Here is a 16,988-nt window from a genome sequence, read left to right on the forward strand (position 1 = left end):
TGTTTATATGTGCGTAGGATACACTTTAAATATACTGATTTTCAGACTATTAAACTAATTATTTGAAAGTTATTTCTTTCTTTTTTTGTCATTTTTTCAACCCTTGATTCACATTATTAAACAAATATAACAATTAATGTGGTTTATTGTATTCTCAAGTATTGGTGTCACAGTAATGCAAGCATTTTTATTTTAATAAATTTTTAACGCTTTTGAAACCAAATAAATGCAGCAAAATAATATTCCGTTAGGTTATTCTATATACATTTGTACCTTATTCTAAAAAATAGAAAACATGAACTTTTTAACTATAACTTTAGGGATGTTGCCTGGTGGTTCAGAATGGATTTTAATTGTCGTTGTTGTTTTACTACTTTTTGGAGGTAAAAAAATACCGGAATTAATGAAAGGTTTAGGTGGCGGAATTAAAGAATTCAAAAACGCTTCTAAAGAAGATCAGACAGTTGTCAAAAAAGAAGAAGAAACAAAAGAATAAATTTCTTTACTTTCAATATTAAAAAAGTCCAAATTACATCAGTTTATCTTATGTGATTTGGACTTTTTTTGGATTTATATAATCATTGTCAACTGAATTCTTTTTCTGTCTTCGTCCACTTCTGTTACTTTTACTTGAACATGTTGATGTAATTTAACTACTTCATTAACATCACTTACAAATCCAGCTTTTAGCTGTGAAATGTGAACTAAGCCACTTTCTTTGACACCAATATCTACAAAGCAACCAAAATTGGTAATATTATTGACAATTCCAGGTAAAATCATTCCTGATTTTACATCTTTTATAGATTTAACATTTGGGTCAAATTCAAATACCTTAGCAGATTTTCTAGGATCTAATCCTGGTTTTTCTAATTCTTTGATAATGTCTTTTAAAGTTAATAAACCTATCTCAGACGTAATGTAATTTTCTGGTTTGATTAACGCTGTTTTTTGTGGATTAGCTATTAAATCATTCACAGTTAATTTTAAATCCTTCGCCATTTTTTCAACAATTCCGTAAGCTTCTGGATGAACAGCTGAATTGTCTAATGGATTTTTAGCATTTGAAATTCTAATAAAAGCAACACCTTGTTGATATGCTTTTTCACCAAGTCTAGGGACTTTCTTGAGTTGCTTTCGATCAGTAAAAGGTCCATTATCAGATCGATATTGTACAATATTTTCTGCTAGCTTCTCTCCTATTCCACTCACGTAACTCAATAAATGTTTACTCGCGGTATTAATATTAATTCCAACAGAATTCACACAGCGAATTACAGTATTATCTAGCTCTTCCTTTAACTTACTTTGATCTACGTCATGTTGATATTGTCCCACGCCAATTGCTTTAGGATCTATTTTTACCAATTCAGCTAATGGATCTGATAGTCGTCTCCCTATAGAAACCGAACCACGAACCGTTACATCATAATTAGGAAATTCATCCCTCGCTATCTTCGATGCTGAATATACTGATGCTCCCGCTTCACTAACAATAAAAACTTGAACCGGTTTATCAAATGCAATCTTCTTAATAAAAAACTCTGTTTCGCGTGAAGCCGTTCCGTTTCCTATAGATATTGCATCAATTTTATAAGAATTAACCATTGAGCGAATCTTTTTCATCGCCATTACTTCCTCTTTTTGAGGTGCATGTGGATAAATTGTTTCATTGTACAGCAAATCGCCTTTTTCATCTAAACAAACAATTTTACAACCACTTCTAAAACCTGGATCAATTGCTAGAATTCGTTTCTCGCCTAATGGTGGTGCTAATAACAACTGCCCAAGATTATTAGCAAATACTTGAATAGAATTGGCATCAGCCTTAACTTTTGCCTCTTGTAAACTCTCGTTTGAAATGGCAGGATTAAGTAAGCGCTTAAAACTGTCTTCAATAGCAAGCTGCATATGAGAAGTTGAATTACTTTGCTTTTTTAAAACAATTTCATCAATTAAATCGTAAGCTTCCTCAGTATCAACTTCAATTTTCATTTTTACAAAACCTTCATTTTCAGCTCTAAGCATAGCTAATAAGCGATGAGGAGGAGTTTTAATTAAAGGCTCTGTCCATTCAAAATATTGATTAAATTTCTGAGCATTTTCATCGTCTTTTTTAGACTTTACAACCTTTGTAGTAATACTCGCTTTTCTTTGATATAATCGTCGTAATTGTTTACGAACATAAATATTTTCGTTAATCCATTCAGCAACTATATCGCGCGCGCCTTGTAGAGCAGCATCTTCATTTGCAACGTTTTTATTTAAGTACTTGGTAGAAATAAAATCTATATCATCATTACCTTGTGCTATTATAATCGTAGCCAAGGGTTCAAGACCGTATTCACGTGCGACATCTGCTCTTGTTTTTTTCTTCTTTTTAAATGGCAGATAAAAATCTTCTACTTCTTGCAAATCAAAACTATTTTCAATTTTTGATTTTAGTTCTGGACTTAATGCGTTTTGTTCTTCAATAGATTTTAAAATTGCTACTTTTCTTTTTACTATTGTTTCAAATTCCTTTTGGAACTTCGCTATATTTTCAATTTGAACTTCATCGAGATTTCCAGTTGTGTCTTTTCGATACCTAGAAATAAAAGGAATAGTACAATCTTCTGCTAATAATTGCACTGTTTTTTGAATGTTTATCGCAGCAATCACAACGTACTTTGATATGAATTGGATGTTCGTCATTTTAAAATCTAGTATTTTATATAATTGATATAGTATTTAAAGAAATCACCTCGCTAAAATAATATCTTTGAAAGTTAAATTGAGTTAAATGATTGCTTTATTATTCTTATTCGTAGTTTTAAATTTAAGTGCCTTTGCGCTAATTGGATACGATAAATCTTTAGCTAAGAATAGAAAACGCCGAATTTCAGAAAATACTCTTTTAATTTTAGTTGTTTTAGGAGGAACAATTGGTTCAGGAATCGCAATGCTTTTTTTTAGACATAAAACATCAAAAAAAAGTTATTTACTTCGCTTTTGGGCAATAGCTTTAATTCAAATTGTAGTAATGGTATTATATTTTTATTTTCTTTAAGAAGTACAGATTTTTGAAAATTACAAATGATGATTTTTTAAAAAATTGTTCAATTATGTTTTACTCAAAAAAAGTGCATAAAAAAAAAGCTCAGTTTGAAACTAAGCTTTCTATATATTAATAAGTGATAAGTTAATTTTTAGCAAGAAATTTTATCAACTCTTGTTTGATGTCTTCCACCTTCAAAATCTGTAGTTAGGAAAGTATCAACCATTTCTACTGCTTGTGCAATCGAAGTATAACGCGCTGGAATACTAATTATGTTTGCATCATTGTGTTGACGTGCTAAAGCTGCAATCTCTTTAATCCAACATAAAGCTGCACGAACTTTTTGATGTTTGTTTGCAGTCATTGCAATTCCATTTCCACTTCCGCAAATGATAATTCCAAAATCAGCTTTACCTTCAGCAACATCTGTGGCAACAGGATGTCCAAAATCTGGATAATCAACACTAGCTGCTGAATCTGTTCCATAATTAGTTACCTCAAATCCTTTTGCTTGAAGCATTTCAACAATCGCTTTTTTGTATTCAGGTCCTGCGTGATCATTTCCTATCGAGATTTTCATACTATGTATTTTAAGTTGTGTGGTGCAAATTTAATTAAAGTATATCTATTATATGATATATAAATCACGCTTATTTAAATCAAAAAACACAACTGATTTTTTACTTCATAACTAACACATAACCATAAGTTTATGAGTTGTTAACAATTTAATAATATATATAATTAGCTGAGAATCAGTAGAGATTATAAAATAAAATTGTTAAAATTTTACATTGTTAATAGTAAAAGCTAATTGCCTGATATTCAGTTAACCTTAAATTAACATTTTATGTTAATAACTTGAGATAGAATATCAGAACTTTTTTAGGTCCATAAATAAAAAAAAACTAATCCAAAACGGGTATTGAAAATCCTAATTTAGTTTGCTGAATTTTTAGAATAGTTATCATTACTAAATAGTATGTTGTTAACAAAAAACGATAGTTGAAGTTATTTACAATTTGAATATTGAAACGGTTATCAACCATTGTTAACTAAAATTCAAAACCTTTTAAAAACTAGCACATTACTACAATATAACTATGTTGATAAGTCGCGATAACATCTTTTAACTTGACTTCAATACATTTTAAAATATATTTATTGCTACTATTAACAAGCTATAATAACAACCAAGAAAGATTTTAAATTTAATTTTTCTTTTTGTTTATATTAATATATGTTAACAACTTTCAAAAAATAAAACTTTCAAAAAAATAATATTCGAAGAATATAAAATTTAAACGATTTTCAAATTGTTATTTAGATTGTCTAACAACTGTTGCACTTTTTCATAATCGTTAGGATGTATTTTTAGTTTAATTCCTCCCAAAGCATTTGAGTACATTGGCGCAAAAGAAGACATGATTTCATTTTCAAAAAAATAACTTATTCCTTCTTGTTCTAATAAATGCTTTAATACAACAATTTCATGTGAGTAATTAAATATTGCAACTGTTTTAAATTCTTCCATATTTTATTCTTTTTATAAAGATACAATTTATCTTCAAAGTTATATTTTCTTTAAATATGTCACCTCTTTAGCTGTAACAGCTTAGTATTTTGTAATTTTAGACTTTTAAGAAAAGAATTTATGAGTAAAAGATTAAGAAAGCCGATAAAAAAAGGGAAAGATTTCTCTGATAAAATTATAAAAATATTATCGCAAAGTGCTAATAAAGCATTCAATTATAAACAAATAGGAGCAAAGCTCGAGTTAGACGATACAGAAAGCAGAAATCAAATTATTAAAGATTTGAAAATTCTAGCTGCCCAAAATAAAATTATTGAATCAGAACCAGGAAAGTATTTAATTAAGGCCGTAAGTAAGGATTATTACGAAGGTAAAATAGATATGACTGGTCGTAGAACGGCTTATTTTGTATGCGCTGATTTAGAGGAAGATGTATTTATTCCAACGAATAATTTAAATCACGCTTTAGACAAAGACATTGTAAAAGTTTATGTCTATAACAAAAGACAAGGTAAAAAACCGGAAGGCGAAGTTATTGAAGTTATAGAAAGACACAAAACTGATTTTGTAGGAGTAATTGATATTCAAGCTAATTTTGCTTTTGTATCCACTGCAAATCCAAAAATGTATACTGATATTTTTATTCCAAAGGATAAAATAGGAGAGGCAGAGCAAGGTGATGTCGTTTTAGTTCATATAGAAGATTGGCCTACTAAAGCCGATAGTCCTTTTGGTTCCGTAATTAAAGTGCTTGGAAAACCTGGTGAACACGATACTGAAATCCACGCGATTCTTGCTGAGTATGGTTTACCATCAGAATTTCCTATTGAAGTGGAGACATTTGCGCAAAAAATTGATACTACAATAACAGAAACTGAAATTGCAAAACGTCGCGATATGCGCGATACATTAACCTTTACAATAGATCCAAAAGATGCTAAGGATTTTGATGATGCGTTATCATTTAAAAAATTAGATAATGGAAATTACGAAATTGGTATTCATATTGCCGATGTTTCGTATTACTTGCAAGAAGGTACAATACTCGATGATGAAGCCTATCAAAGAGCTACTTCTGTTTATTTAGTAGATAGAGTAGTACCAATGTTACCAGAAGTACTATCGAATTTTGCTTGTTCTTTACGTCCAAATGAAGAGAAATATACATTTTCTGCTGTTTTTGAAATCAACGAAAATTCTCAAGTGATGGATCAGTGGTTTGGAAGAACAGTTATTCATTCGAACCAAAGATTTTCATATGAGGAGGCTCAGTACATCATTGAGACTAAAGACGACGTAATTCCAGAGGATATTTCCATTACTGGAGCTTCTTATAAAGTTTCAGAAGAAATTGTCTCAGCGACGCTTAAATTAGATGAGCTTGCTAAAATTTTACGTAAAAAGAGAATGGCTGAAGGTGCAATTACTTTTGATAAAGTAGAAGTGAAGTTCAACTTAGATGAAAATGGAGAACCTCAAGGCGTTTATTTTAAAGTTTCAAAAGATGCAAATCATCTTATTGAAGAATTTATGCTTTTAGCTAATAGGAAAGTGGCAGAATTCATTGGTAAACAAAAGAAAACTTTTATTTATAGGATTCATGATGAACCTAACGAAGATAAATTAATAGCGATGCAAACCGTTATAGCGAAGTTTGGTTATAAAATTGATTTCCGTAATAAAGGTGATATTTCTAAGTCATTAAATGCGTTGATGGAGCAGGTAAATGGTAAAAAAGAGCAAAATCTTATTGACACACTTGCCATTAGAAGTATGAGTAAAGCTAAATATTCTACAGACAACATAGGACATTATGGTTTAGCATTTGATTATTATTCTCATTTTACTTCGCCAATACGTCGTTATCCAGATATTATGGTACACAGATTGTTACAGCATTATTTAGATGGCGGAAAATCTGTGGATGAAGACACTTATGAAACAAAGTGTTTACACTCGTCAACTATGGAAGGTTTAGCGACAAATGCAGAACGTGATTCAATCAAATACATGCAAGTTAAATACATGCAAGATCATCAAGATGAAGAATTCTTGGGTGTTATTTCTGGTGTTACTGAATGGGGTATTTATGTCGAAATTATCGAAAATAAATGCGAAGGAATGTGTAGAATTAGAGATATCAAAGATGATTATTACACATTTGATGAAAAACAATATGCATTAAAAGGTGAGACTTCTGGTAAATTATTGCAGTTGGGAGATGAAATTTACGTTAAGGTAAAAAATGCTGATTTAGTTAAAAAACAATTGGATTTTAATTTCTTACGAAGAGTTGAGGAACCATTAAAATAGAAAAATGAAAAAAGTAGTTATTATTGCATTTGTATTGTTAGCTCAGTTTACAAATGCACAAGTTAATAGAAATTTAGGAGATTTTGATAAAGTAAAAGTCTTTGATAAAATCAAAGTTATTTTAATTTCATCTGACGAAAATAAATTAACAATCACTGGCGCGCGCGCCTCAGAAGTGGAAACTTTAAACAAGAACGGTGATTTAAAAATTAGAATGCCATTTCCTAAATTGTTATCTGGTAACGATATCCTTGTAAAATTATACTTTAAAAACATTGAAAGTATTGGTGTTAGCGAAGGAAGTTATATTTCCAGTGAAGATGATTTTAAGCAAACTAGTATTGAATTGAACGCAAAATCTGGGGGAGAAATTAATATTGATCTTGACGTAGATAAAGTGATTGTGAAAGCTAATGCTGGAGGAATTATTTCTATATCTGGAAAAGCTACAAATCAGAACGTAACCATTACATCTGGTGGTATTCTAAATGCAAGAGATTTAAAGACCTCTCAAACAACTATTACTGTTGCCGCTGGAGGAGAATCAGAAGTAAATGCTAGTACTTTAGTTGATGCGAAAGTAAAAGCTGGAGGTTCAATTTATATTTATGGTAAACCAAAACAGATAAATCAAGAAGTTTTTATTGGTGGAACTATTACAGAAAAAAATTAGTATTTTACCAAAAATTTGTTGGTAATTAATTTCGAATTTTAATGATAAACGATATTTTAGCAGGTATCCCTTGGGGAATATTCTTAAGTTTTATGATAGGGCCTGTTTTCTTTATCTTACTAGAAACTAGTATAATAAAAGGATTTAGAGCAGCCTTAGTTTTTGATTTAGGTGTTATTTTAGGAGATATAGTTTTTATTGCAATTGCTTATTTAGGAAGTTTTAGATTGATCCAAAGTTTAAAGGATCAACCCGCTCTTTTTATTTTTGGCGGAGTTTTAATGTTAGCTTATGGTATAATTTCATTCATTCAATTAAAAAAAGAACAGAAGATTAATACCGATTTAATTGACAAAGAAATTATAAAAAAGAACTACGGTAGTTTATTTGTAAAAGGCTTCTTTTTGAATATAATTAATATTGGAGTTCTTGGATTTTGGTTAGCAGTAATTATCTCAGTAGGACCTAAGCTAGAAATGCAGACATCTAGAATGTTTACCTTTTTTATAACTGTTATTTTATCCTATTTAGCTGTTGACTGTATTAAAATAATATTAGCTAAACAGTTAAAAAATAAGCTAACACCAATAAATATATTAAAAATTAAAAAAGGAATAAGCATAGTTTTGATGGTTTTTGGAACGGTTTTAATTACTCAAGGTTGGTTCCCAAAAGAAAAAGAAATGGTAAAACATGCCTTTGACAAAATAGATAAATAAGATTTTTTAAAAGTCTATAATTAATATAATCCTAATTCTGAATTGAAATTCAGAATTAGGATTTTTTGTTTTTTTAATTGGATAGGATACTTTTTATTTATTTATTGTAGATGTTGTAGGATTATTATTTTTCTATTGCATTTGTCAAAGTAGAAGCGTCTCAGCAAGTTTGAGTATTAGAAAAATGATGCTTCCAGCTTAATAATGTTTGTAATGTAAAATACACTGTAATTTATAAGTTTACAAAGTGAATTTTATTAAATTCTCAGTGTTTAGAGAACTCATTCTATTTGTCACGCTGGAAGCGTCTCAACTAGTGTGAGCAACATAATAGGGATGCTTCCAGCATGACAATGTTGATACTGTAAAATATATTTTTAAAATTTAAAAATCTGCTTAATACGATTATTATTTTATCTATTCTATTTGTCACGCTGGAAGCTTGTCAACAAATATGAGCAACGTAGGAGGGATTCTTCAAGCATAACAATGTTAGTAATTAAAAATCTGATATAATTAGAAGTTTATAAAGTGAACTATATTAAATTTTTAGTGTTTAGAGAATCCATTCTATTTGTCACGCTGGAAGCGTCTCAACATATATGAGCATCGTACGATGGATGCTTCCAGCATTACAATGTTGGTATTGGAAATAGTACTTTTACAATCTAAAAATGCGCTTCATACGATTATTATTGTTTCTATTACATTTGTCACGCTGGAAGCGTCTCAACATATATGAGCATCGTACGATGGATGCTTCCAGCATGACAATGTTGGTACTGGAAATTGCACTTTTACAATCTAAAAATGCGCTTCATACGATTATTATTGTTTCTATTACATTTGTCACGCTGTAAGCTTCTCAAAACATTTGAGCAACGTAATAAGGATGCTTCCAGCATGACAATGTTGGTACTGAAAATTGTACTTTTAAAATCTAAAATGCGCTTGATAAGATTATTATTGTTTCTATTCTATTTGTTACGCTGGTAGCGTCTCAACACATTTGCGTAAGGTAGTAGGGATGCTTCCAGCATGACAATGTTGGTCCTTAAAAAAGCAATAAAAAAGAAGAAATTATAATTATTTTCCATAAAAAAACATCCAAGTTTCCTTGAAGGTATTTGAGGCATCGTCCGTCCCTACGCTTCGGGAGAACCGGCATTTAATTTTATTCATTATTTTCCATAAAAAAACCTCCAAGTTTCCTTGAAGGTTTTTGAGGCATCGTCCGGATTCGAACCGGAGTAGGAGCTTTTGCAGAGCCCAGCCTAGCCACTCGGCCACGACGCCTTATTTGATTGGATGGCAAAAGTACTTAAAAACTTTAAGTTTTAAAAATTAAACCCTTGAAAATTTAAATTTATTTCGGAATCTTTAAAAAGTAATTTAAATATTATGATCTGTACTCTTCCATTTCAATTGTAACCGCTTCAACATCACCGCCTATAGGTGGATTCAATTTTGAAACTGCTACAATTATTCTCGAAACTTCTGGTATTTCATTAAATATTCTAGTAATAATGCGGTGTGCAACATGTTCTAATAAATCAGAGCGAATGGCCATTTCCTCAACAACAATGCTATTTAAAAGAACATAATCTACAGTATCTTTTAAATTGTCAGTAAGAGATGATTTTCTTAAATCAGTTTTAATCTCCAAATTAACAATATAATCAGAACCTATTTTACCTTCTTCGATCAAGCAACCGTGATAAGAATATGTTCTAATATTTTTTAATTTTATAGTTCCCATTTTGTGTTTTCTATTTTTTATCTTTGCTAAAATTAAGAAAAATTATGTCAACCGAAGAAAAATCACTCCATTTTATAGAACAAATCATTGAGGACAGCTTAGCCAATGGTTTTCCTCAAGTTAAATTACGTTTTCGTTTTCCGCCAGAACCAAATGGATATTTACATATTGGACATGCGAAATCGATTTGTTTGAACTTTGGTTTAGGACTAAAATATAATGCACCGGTAAATCTTCGTTTTGATGACACTAATCCTGCTAAGGAAGAACAGGAATATGTTGACGCAATTAAAGAAGACTTAAAGTGGCTTGGCTTTGAATGGACAGAAGAATTATATTCTTCTGATTATTTTCAGCAATTATATGATTGGGCTGTAGGGATGATTAAAAATGGCAAAGCATATGTTGATAGTCAATCTTCTGAAGATATGGCTATTCAAAAAGGAACTCCAACACAAGCAGGTGTTGATGGTCCGTTCAGAAATAGATCTATCGAGGAAAATTTGACATTATTTGAAGCGATGAAAAATGGTGATTATCCAGAAGGAAGTCATGTTTTGCGTGCTAAAATTGATATGAAATCAACTAATATGTTGATGCGCGATCCTTTAATGTATCGCATTTTGCATCGTCATCATCATAGAACGGGATATGAATGGAACATATACCCAATGTATGATTATGCACACGGTGAAGGAGATTATATGGAACAGATTTCACATTCGATTTGTACTTTAGAATTTGTGATGCATCGCGAACTTTATAATTGGTTTCTAGACCAGATTTATGATGAGAGTAAAGTTAGGCCACACCAGTATGAATTTGCGCGTTTAAACTTGAATTACACTGTAATGAGTAAGCGTAAGTTATTACAATTAGTTCAAGAAAACATTGTTAATGGTTGGGATGATCCAAGAATGCCTACAATTTCAGGATTAAGAAGAAGAGGGTATACGGCTAATTCTATTCGAAAGTTCTGTGATATTATTGGCGTAGCCAAAAGAGAAAATGTTATTGATTTTTCGCTTTTAGAGTTTTGTTTGCGTGAAGATCTAAATAAAACAGCACCTAGAGTAATGGCTGTTTTAGATCCTATTAAATTAGTAATTACTAATTATCCTGATGATAAAGAGGAGTGGTTAGAAGCTGAAAACAATCAGGAAGATGAAAGTGCTGGCTTTAGGCAAGTTCCTTTTTCGAAAGAATTATATATTGAAATGGAAGACTTTTTAGAAGAAGCGCCTGCTAAATTTTTCCGTCTAAGTTTAGGAAAAGAAGTTAGACTCAAAAATGCTTATATTATTAAAGGTGAAAGCGTGGTAAAAGATGCTGCTGGAAATATTACTGAAATTCATGTTAGTTATGATGAAGACAGTAGGAGTGGTAGTGGGAGTGAAGCAAGTCAAAGAAAAGTGGCTGGAACATTACATTGGGTTACTATAAAACATGCTATAGAGGCTGAAATTCGTCTTTATGATCGACTGTTTATAGATGAGGCTCCTGACAGTCATAAAGAGAAGAACTTCTTAGAATTTATGAATCCAAATTCATTGCAAATCATCAAAGGATTTGTAGAACCAAGTCTAGCAACTGCAAAAGCAGGAGAGAAATTTCAATTTCAGAGATTAGGTTATTTTAATGTCGATAATGATACTACCGAGGATAAAATTGTATTTAATAAAACGGTTGGTTTAAAAGACGCTTGGGAAGAAAAAGGTAAAAAAGAGGAAAATTTATTGATGAATACGCAAAAGGAAATCAATAAATATGTGAAAGAAAAAGACGAAAGCAATGCATCTTTGATTTTAAATTCAATAATTGAAAATATAAAAAGTATTGATAATTACAGTTTGATTATTCAAACAATTATAAAAAATATCAAGAACGATAACAATGCTTTACTTTTCTCTAATTTGATTTTGCATCACTCTGATAAAGTTAAAGTAAAAGATATTGAGGAAGAGTCATTGACAAAATTATATACGATGTCGTTGAAAAGTCAATTAGCTGCCGTAAGAATTTTGGCAATTGAAAATTTGCAAGTAGATTTAAATAATTTCAGTCTTCTAGAAAATCAATTACAAGATTTGAAAAAAAATGAAAAAAATGAAAAAGTGTTGCAATTATTGACACATTTAAAATTGTAAAGAATATTTTATTACTAATTACAATATTTATTAAAAGCTCTCAATTTGAGAGCTTTTTTCTATTATAATAAATAGTTATATTTATTAAGCTTTTAATAATATTTATTTATCAAAACTGACGCCTATAAATGGCATATAAGACGCTTTTTCAATCTTTACAACTACTTATTCAAAAACAATTAAAAGTGATCAAAATATAGCTTCTAATTACTTTTCCTTTATATTATTTGCACTTTAACGAGTTGTTAACTACTTACTGTTAATAATTTTGTAATTTTATGTAAGAAAAATTAAAACTATATAATTATGTCGAAAAATACAGGGAATACAATGATTGCTGTTTTAGCAGGAGTGTTAGTAGGAGCAGGAATAGGAATTTTATATGCTCCAGATAAAGGTTCAAAAACTAGAAAGAAAGTAAAGGACGGATATGATGATGCTAAAAGTGATGTGACAGGTAAATTTGATTCTGTATCTACAAAATTGAGTAACAAATTATCGACTGCAAAAGTTGATTTAGAAGATACTTACCAAGATTTAGTTTCAAACATGAGTCATAAAACAGAAGAAGTTATTTCTTTTTTAGAAGATAAACTATCAGATTTGAAAAAGCAGAATGCTAAGCTTCAAAAGTAATTTAGATTTTCTTGATCTATTAATTGTAAAATGAAATAAATGGCTTTTGAAGAATTAAAAGAAAATACTGAAGAAATTCAAGAACAGATTCATTCGTATATCAATACAAATGTCTCTTATTATAAGTTATGGGGTTTCAAGGTCGCTATGAAATCAACTACAATGATTCTTAAATTCTCATTGATATTTGTTTGCTTGAGTATGGTTTTATTATTTTGTTCGATAGCTGGAGCTTTAGCGATTGGTAAATCGATTGATAACTATCCTTTAGGTTTTTTAATTATTGGTGGAATATATCTAGTGATCACTGGGTTGTTATTTCTAGTAAAAGACAAAATTGTAGAAGGCCCAATTTTAGAGAAATTTTCGGAAATATTTTTTAACGACTAAATTATGGAAAATAAAAAATATACTTCCTATGCACAAATTGATAGGGAGCTGGAAATCTTAAAGGTTGAAAAAGAAATTAGTTATCAGAAATTAGTTTTTGGAGTGAAGAAAACGAAAGAAAATTTTACTCCTCAAAATATTGTAAGTGACTTAATAGGAACTTATAGCTCAGTGATCCCTTATGGAGCAATTGTATCAGCATCAGTTCCATTTGTACTTAATAAAGCAATTCCTTTTGTAAAAGATTGGTTTGCAAAAAGAAAAAGAGGCTCATGAGCCTCTTTTTTTATTTAATGTATAGAGTATTTTAGTCCTCTAAATCATGATTTGCTGGGTTTTCCGGCAATCTATAATCCGTTTTGTTTTCCTTCTTGATATTATTTTTATCACTTCTTATTTTCATCATTTCACCTACTTGATTAGATGCGCTAAATGAAGCAATCATATTATTTAGCATGTCACTACCAGCTTGAGGAGAGTTAGGTAATAAAATCAAGTTAGAATTAGCGTCAGCACCAATAGCTTGAAGCGTATCATAATGCTGTGTTACAACAATCAAAGCAGATGCTTCTTGAGAGTTAATACCAACGCGGTTAAGAACGTCAACACTTTCTACAAGTCCTTTAGCAATTTCTCTTCTTTGATTAGCAATACCTTGTCCTTGTAATCTTTTACTTTCTGCTTCTGCTTCTGCTTTAGCTACAATTCTAATTCTTGATGCTTCTGCTTCAAATTCAGCTACTGTTTTCTCTCTATCAGCCGCGTTAATTCTGTTCATCGCGTTTTTCACTTGAATATCTGGATCAATATCAGTTACAAGAGTATTGATAATCGTATAACCATACGTAGTCATAGCCTCGTTTAATTCTCTTTTTACTGCTACAGCAATATCATCTTTTCTTTCGAAAACATCATCTAATATCAATTTTGGAACTTCGGCACGAACAACGTCAAAAACGTAAGAGGTAATTTGGTCGTGTGGATATTCTAATTTGTAAAAAGCATCGTAAACAGTTTCTTGAACAACCATAAATTGAACTGAAACTTTAAGTTTCACAAAAACGTTATCTTTAGTTTTTGTTTCGATAATCACATCTAATTGTTGGATTTTAAGATTAACTCGACCTGCGATGCGATCTATTACAGGAATTTTTAAATGTAAACCAGATTGTCTGATGATTAGGAACTTCCCAAAACGTTCTATAACCACAGCAGTTTGTTGCTTTACGGTAAAAAACGAAGATAGTAAGATGAAGAAACCTAATACGAGCAGAATAATTAGTGCAATGTCCATACTGTTTTTTTATTTTAGTTAAAAATTAACTGACAATTTACGAAAAATCTTTAGGTATTTGTTCATAAATTCCACTATTGTGAGAAAGAACACAATTACGTTAATTTTTATCTTTTTTTGTGTAGCAGTCGTCGCTCAGAATAATTATCAAGACTCTAAAAGAATTGGTATAATTGATGAAATTAATTGTTATAATTTAAACATTTTAAACGTTTAAGTGAATTTTAAAATGGGATGAATCGCTGGATTCTAAATGATTGAGAATTTTTATGAGAATTGTGATTTACTTTACAGCGTACATTTTAGCGAACATAATTATTCTGTATCTACTAGTGATGTACTGTTAGTAAGAGAAAAAGTAAATTATGAATTAGCCACCGAACAAATTGCATTATTAGCTAGTTATAATTTAATTGAAAATCATTTTAGTACAGAGTTTGGACCCATTTTGCAAGTAAATGGTAAATTTAAAAGCTGTAGAGATAATGAAATGAATGCAATATCTGAACCAAATTACTTGTTCAATATATTCTCGATTTTTCCAAGTTTAATTTTTATCCTACTGTAAGTATCACTTTTGGAATTCGGCGTTTTAAAGCAAATTTTTCGTATCAAAATTGAGTTGATAACACGTTTGTCAATTTAAACGATAATATTCGTGATTATAATTTAAAAGCGATTTACGGAGTACTATCTACTAATTTAATTTCCAACTATAAAAAAAGCCCTGAATTTTTCAGGGCTTTGCTTTTCTATAATGAAGTAATTGCTTTTTGAAGTCTACTTATTGTTTCCTCTTTTCCTATGAGTTCTACAATGTCAAATAGGTGAGGACCTTTTAAAGCTCCCACTAAACTCAATCTAAATGGCTGCATTACTTTACCCATTCCAATTTCATTAGTTGTCATCCACTCTTTAACAATCGTTTCGATATTTAAGGAAGTAAACTCTTCTATTTTTTCAAGAACAGAAATTAGTTCTTGCATTAGAGCAGGTGTTTCTACTTTCCAATTTTTAGATGCCTTTTCATCATAAGCTGCTGGAGCCACAAAGAAAAAATCACTCATTTCCCAAAACTCAGAAACGAAATGTGCACGTTCTTTAATTAGGGATACAATTTTAGTCAGCTTATCGTCAGATATAGTAATACCTTTTTCAATAAGAGTAGGAGCAAAGGCTTTCGCCAAAAGAGAATCGTCCTGTCTGATTAAATATTGATGGTTAAACCATTTGTTTTTTTCTGGATCAAATTTGGCTCCTGCTTTATGAACTCTATTTAAATCAAAGGATTCAACTAATTCCTCTAGATTGAATAATTCTTTTTCAGTTCCATCGTTCCAACCTAATAATGCAAGAAAGTTGATAACCGCTTCTGGAAAAAAGCCCTTTTCTCTATATCCTGAAGATATTCCTTCCTCTGTTTCCCAATCTAACGGAAATACTGGAAAGCCCATTTTATCTCCATCACGTTTAGATAACTTTCCATTCCCAACAGGTTTCATTATTAACGGTAAATGTGCAAACTCAGGTGCATCCCAACCAAATGCTCTATATAGTAAAACATGTAGAGGCATTGATGGCAACCATTCTTCTCCACGGATAACGTGTGAAGTTTCCATTAAGTGATCATCAACAATATTTGCTAAGTGATACGTTGGCATTCCGTCACTTTTAAATAAAACTTTATCATCTAGCAGACTTGTTTCAAATTTTACGTCGCCGCGAATGATGTCATGTAAATGCAAAGTTTCATTCACAGGTGTTTTAAAACGAATAACATAAGCTGCACCGTCGGCGATTCTTTTTGCAATCTCTTCAGGAGAAATTACTAATGAAGTATCTAGTTTTTCTCTATTATGATGATTGTATATGAATGTTTTACCTTGATTTTCTTCTTCTTTTCTTGCAGCATCTAGTACTTCTGCCGTATCAAAAGCATAGTAAGCATTACCCGATTTAATTAATTCAGCAGCATATTGCTGGTATAAATCTTTTCTTTCGCTTTGACGGTAAGGTCCAAATTTTTCATTTTTACCAATAGTTTCATCAGGTGATATTCCCAACCATTCTAATGCTTCAATAATATATTCCTCGGCTCCTGGTACATATCTATTTTGATCTGTATCTTCAATTCTTAAGAAAAAAACGCCATTATTTTTTTTTGCAAACAAATAATTGAATAAAGCGGTACGTACTCCGCCAATATGTAAAGGTCCAGTTGGACTTGGTGCAAAACGCACACGAACTTGTTTAGACATTGCTGTAAATTTTGTGCAAAGATACGTTTTCAATGTATCAATTTAAAAATAAGTGAAATTTGACAGCAATTTATTTCAGCTAATTTTCTCATTATTATATTGGTTTATTATCTAATTAAAAATATTACTTTTATTGGTTATAAATAATTGTCAACTATTGTGGACCACCAACATTCTGTTTATTTAAAATTAGAAGCTTTCATAAGGAAGTTTTATACTAACGAATTA

16 protein-coding genes and 1 tRNA gene are annotated in these 16,988 nt (G+C 30.5%); 10 read left to right on the top strand and 7 right to left on the bottom strand.

Going from position 1 to position 16,988, the window contains the following annotated elements; translation table 11 throughout:
• The first annotated feature begins 295 nt into the window (after window positions 1-295).
• Window positions 296-496, top strand: coding sequence for a twin-arginine translocase TatA/TatE family subunit (gene tatA / locus RCH19_RS12510; RefSeq protein ID WP_121924734.1), 201 nt, complete (start codon window positions 296-298; stop codon window positions 494-496).
• 74 nt (window positions 497-570) lie between these two features.
• Here tatA and RCH19_RS12515 read toward each other — a convergent pair whose 3' ends face one another.
• Window positions 571-2,694, bottom strand: coding sequence for a Tex family protein (locus tag RCH19_RS12515; RefSeq protein WP_343023503.1), 2,124 nt, complete (start codon window positions 2,692-2,694; stop codon window positions 571-573).
• An 88-nt stretch (window positions 2,695-2,782) separates the two neighbouring features.
• Here RCH19_RS12515 and RCH19_RS12520 point away from each other — a divergent pair, with 88 nt between their 5' ends.
• Window positions 2,783-3,049, top strand: coding sequence for a DUF1294 domain-containing protein (locus RCH19_RS12520; protein WP_343023504.1), 267 nt, complete (start codon window positions 2,783-2,785; stop codon window positions 3,047-3,049).
• 139 nt (window positions 3,050-3,188) lie between these two features.
• Here the strand turns inward: RCH19_RS12520 and rpiB are convergent, their stop codons facing one another.
• On the bottom strand, window positions 3,189-3,617 hold the full coding sequence (gene rpiB, locus RCH19_RS12525) for a ribose 5-phosphate isomerase B (RefSeq protein WP_343023505.1): 429 nt from the start codon (window positions 3,615-3,617) through the stop codon (window positions 3,189-3,191).
• Between the two features lie 720 nt (window positions 3,618-4,337).
• Window positions 4,338-4,571, bottom strand: coding sequence for a DUF2007 domain-containing protein (locus RCH19_RS12530; protein WP_121924730.1), 234 nt, complete (start codon window positions 4,569-4,571; stop codon window positions 4,338-4,340).
• Window positions 4,572-4,691: 120 nt separating this feature from the next.
• Here RCH19_RS12530 and rnr point away from each other — a divergent pair, with 120 nt between their 5' ends.
• Genes rnr through RCH19_RS12545 form a run of 3 tightly spaced genes read left to right on the top strand, consistent with a single transcriptional unit; the run spans window position 4,692 to window position 8,276 of the window.
• Window positions 4,692-6,884, top strand: a complete 2,193-nt coding sequence (gene rnr, locus RCH19_RS12535; protein WP_343023506.1) for a ribonuclease R — start codon at window positions 4,692-4,694, stop codon at window positions 6,882-6,884.
• 4 nt (window positions 6,885-6,888) lie between these two features.
• Window positions 6,889-7,557: a head GIN domain-containing protein gene (locus tag RCH19_RS12540; RefSeq protein ID WP_121924728.1), complete on the top strand. Its 669-nt coding sequence runs from the start codon at window positions 6,889-6,891 to the stop codon at window positions 7,555-7,557.
• A 41-nt stretch (window positions 7,558-7,598) separates the two neighbouring features.
• Entirely contained in the window at window positions 7,599-8,276 is a 678-nt protein-coding gene (locus tag RCH19_RS12545) for a LysE family transporter (protein WP_343023507.1), read from the top strand.
• 1,225 nt (window positions 8,277-9,501) lie between these two features.
• Here RCH19_RS12545 and RCH19_RS12550 read toward each other — a convergent pair.
• Together RCH19_RS12550 and folB are read right to left on the bottom strand one after the other, a co-directional pair.
• A tRNA-Cys gene (locus RCH19_RS12550) sits at window positions 9,502-9,572 on the bottom strand.
• 103 nt (window positions 9,573-9,675) lie between these two features.
• On the bottom strand, window positions 9,676-10,035 hold the full coding sequence (folB, locus tag RCH19_RS12555) for a dihydroneopterin aldolase (RefSeq protein ID WP_121924726.1): 360 nt from the start codon (window positions 10,033-10,035) through the stop codon (window positions 9,676-9,678).
• 44 nt (window positions 10,036-10,079) lie between these two features.
• Between folB and RCH19_RS12560 the strand changes: the two genes are divergently transcribed.
• The 4 genes from RCH19_RS12560 (at window position 10,080) to RCH19_RS12575 (ending at window position 13,484) form a co-directional block, all read left to right on the top strand.
• Entirely contained in the window at window positions 10,080-12,182 is a 2,103-nt protein-coding gene (locus RCH19_RS12560) for a glutamine--tRNA ligase/YqeY domain fusion protein (RefSeq protein WP_343023508.1), read from the top strand.
• Window positions 12,183-12,488: 306 nt separating this feature from the next.
• Window positions 12,489-12,818, top strand: coding sequence for a YtxH domain-containing protein (locus RCH19_RS12565; protein ID WP_343023509.1), 330 nt, complete (start codon window positions 12,489-12,491; stop codon window positions 12,816-12,818).
• A 39-nt stretch (window positions 12,819-12,857) separates the two neighbouring features.
• The gene (locus tag RCH19_RS12570; RefSeq protein ID WP_121924723.1) at window positions 12,858-13,208 is read left to right on the top strand and encodes a phage holin family protein; all 351 of its coding nucleotides are present in this window, start codon (window positions 12,858-12,860) and stop codon (window positions 13,206-13,208) included.
• A 3-nt stretch (window positions 13,209-13,211) separates the two neighbouring features.
• Window positions 13,212-13,484: a DUF6327 family protein gene (locus RCH19_RS12575; RefSeq protein WP_343023510.1), complete on the top strand. Its 273-nt coding sequence runs from the start codon at window positions 13,212-13,214 to the stop codon at window positions 13,482-13,484.
• A 31-nt stretch (window positions 13,485-13,515) separates the two neighbouring features.
• Here the strand turns inward: RCH19_RS12575 and RCH19_RS12580 are convergent, their stop codons facing one another.
• Window positions 13,516-14,502 carry an SPFH domain-containing protein gene (locus RCH19_RS12580; protein WP_121924721.1) on the bottom strand — a complete coding sequence of 329 codons (987 nt, stop codon included), beginning with the start codon at window positions 14,500-14,502 and terminating at the stop codon, window positions 13,516-13,518.
• 253 nt (window positions 14,503-14,755) lie between these two features.
• Between RCH19_RS12580 and RCH19_RS12585 the strand changes: the two genes are divergently transcribed.
• A complete protein-coding gene (locus RCH19_RS12585) occupies window positions 14,756-15,070 on the top strand; it encodes a hypothetical protein (protein WP_343023511.1) in 315 nt (104 codons plus the stop codon).
• A gap of 184 nt (window positions 15,071-15,254) precedes the next feature.
• Here RCH19_RS12585 and gltX read toward each other — a convergent pair whose 3' ends face one another.
• Window positions 15,255-16,760, bottom strand: a complete 1,506-nt coding sequence (gene gltX / locus RCH19_RS12590) for a glutamate--tRNA ligase (RefSeq protein WP_343023512.1) — start codon at window positions 16,758-16,760, stop codon at window positions 15,255-15,257.
• Window positions 16,761-16,988: the final 228 nt, after the last annotated feature.

Source organism: Flavobacterium sp. PL12 (assembly GCF_039123485.1).
GTDB classification, from domain to species: domain Bacteria; phylum Bacteroidota; class Bacteroidia; order Flavobacteriales; family Flavobacteriaceae; genus Flavobacterium; species Flavobacterium weaverense.

Bases quoted from the DNA above. Each gene is read 5' to 3' on its own strand.
- tatA (WP_121924734.1), top strand. From the start codon at position 296: ATGAACTTTTTAACTATAACTTTAGGGATGTTGCCTGGTGGTTCAGAA.
- RCH19_RS12515 (WP_343023503.1), bottom strand. From the start codon at position 2,694: ATGACGAACATCCAATTCATATCAAAGTACGTTGTGATTGCTGCGATA.
- RCH19_RS12520 (WP_343023504.1), top strand. From the start codon at position 2,783: ATGATTGCTTTATTATTCTTATTCGTAGTTTTAAATTTAAGTGCCTTT.
- rpiB (WP_343023505.1), bottom strand. From the start codon at position 3,617: ATGAAAATCTCGATAGGAAATGATCACGCAGGACCTGAATACAAAAAA.
- RCH19_RS12530 (WP_121924730.1), bottom strand. From the start codon at position 4,571: ATGGAAGAATTTAAAACAGTTGCAATATTTAATTACTCACATGAAATT.
- rnr (WP_343023506.1), top strand. From the start codon at position 4,692: ATGAGTAAAAGATTAAGAAAGCCGATAAAAAAAGGGAAAGATTTCTCT.
- RCH19_RS12540 (WP_121924728.1), top strand. From the start codon at position 6,889: ATGAAAAAAGTAGTTATTATTGCATTTGTATTGTTAGCTCAGTTTACA.
- RCH19_RS12545 (WP_343023507.1), top strand. From the start codon at position 7,599: ATGATAAACGATATTTTAGCAGGTATCCCTTGGGGAATATTCTTAAGT.
- folB (WP_121924726.1), bottom strand. From the start codon at position 10,035: ATGGGAACTATAAAATTAAAAAATATTAGAACATATTCTTATCACGGT.
- RCH19_RS12560 (WP_343023508.1), top strand. From the start codon at position 10,080: ATGTCAACCGAAGAAAAATCACTCCATTTTATAGAACAAATCATTGAG.
- RCH19_RS12565 (WP_343023509.1), top strand. From the start codon at position 12,489: ATGTCGAAAAATACAGGGAATACAATGATTGCTGTTTTAGCAGGAGTG.
- RCH19_RS12570 (WP_121924723.1), top strand. From the start codon at position 12,858: ATGGCTTTTGAAGAATTAAAAGAAAATACTGAAGAAATTCAAGAACAG.
- RCH19_RS12575 (WP_343023510.1), top strand. From the start codon at position 13,212: ATGGAAAATAAAAAATATACTTCCTATGCACAAATTGATAGGGAGCTG.
- RCH19_RS12580 (WP_121924721.1), bottom strand. From the start codon at position 14,502: ATGGACATTGCACTAATTATTCTGCTCGTATTAGGTTTCTTCATCTTA.
- RCH19_RS12585 (WP_343023511.1), top strand. From the start codon at position 14,756: ATGATTGAGAATTTTTATGAGAATTGTGATTTACTTTACAGCGTACAT.
- gltX (WP_343023512.1), bottom strand. From the start codon at position 16,760: ATGTCTAAACAAGTTCGTGTGCGTTTTGCACCAAGTCCAACTGGACCT.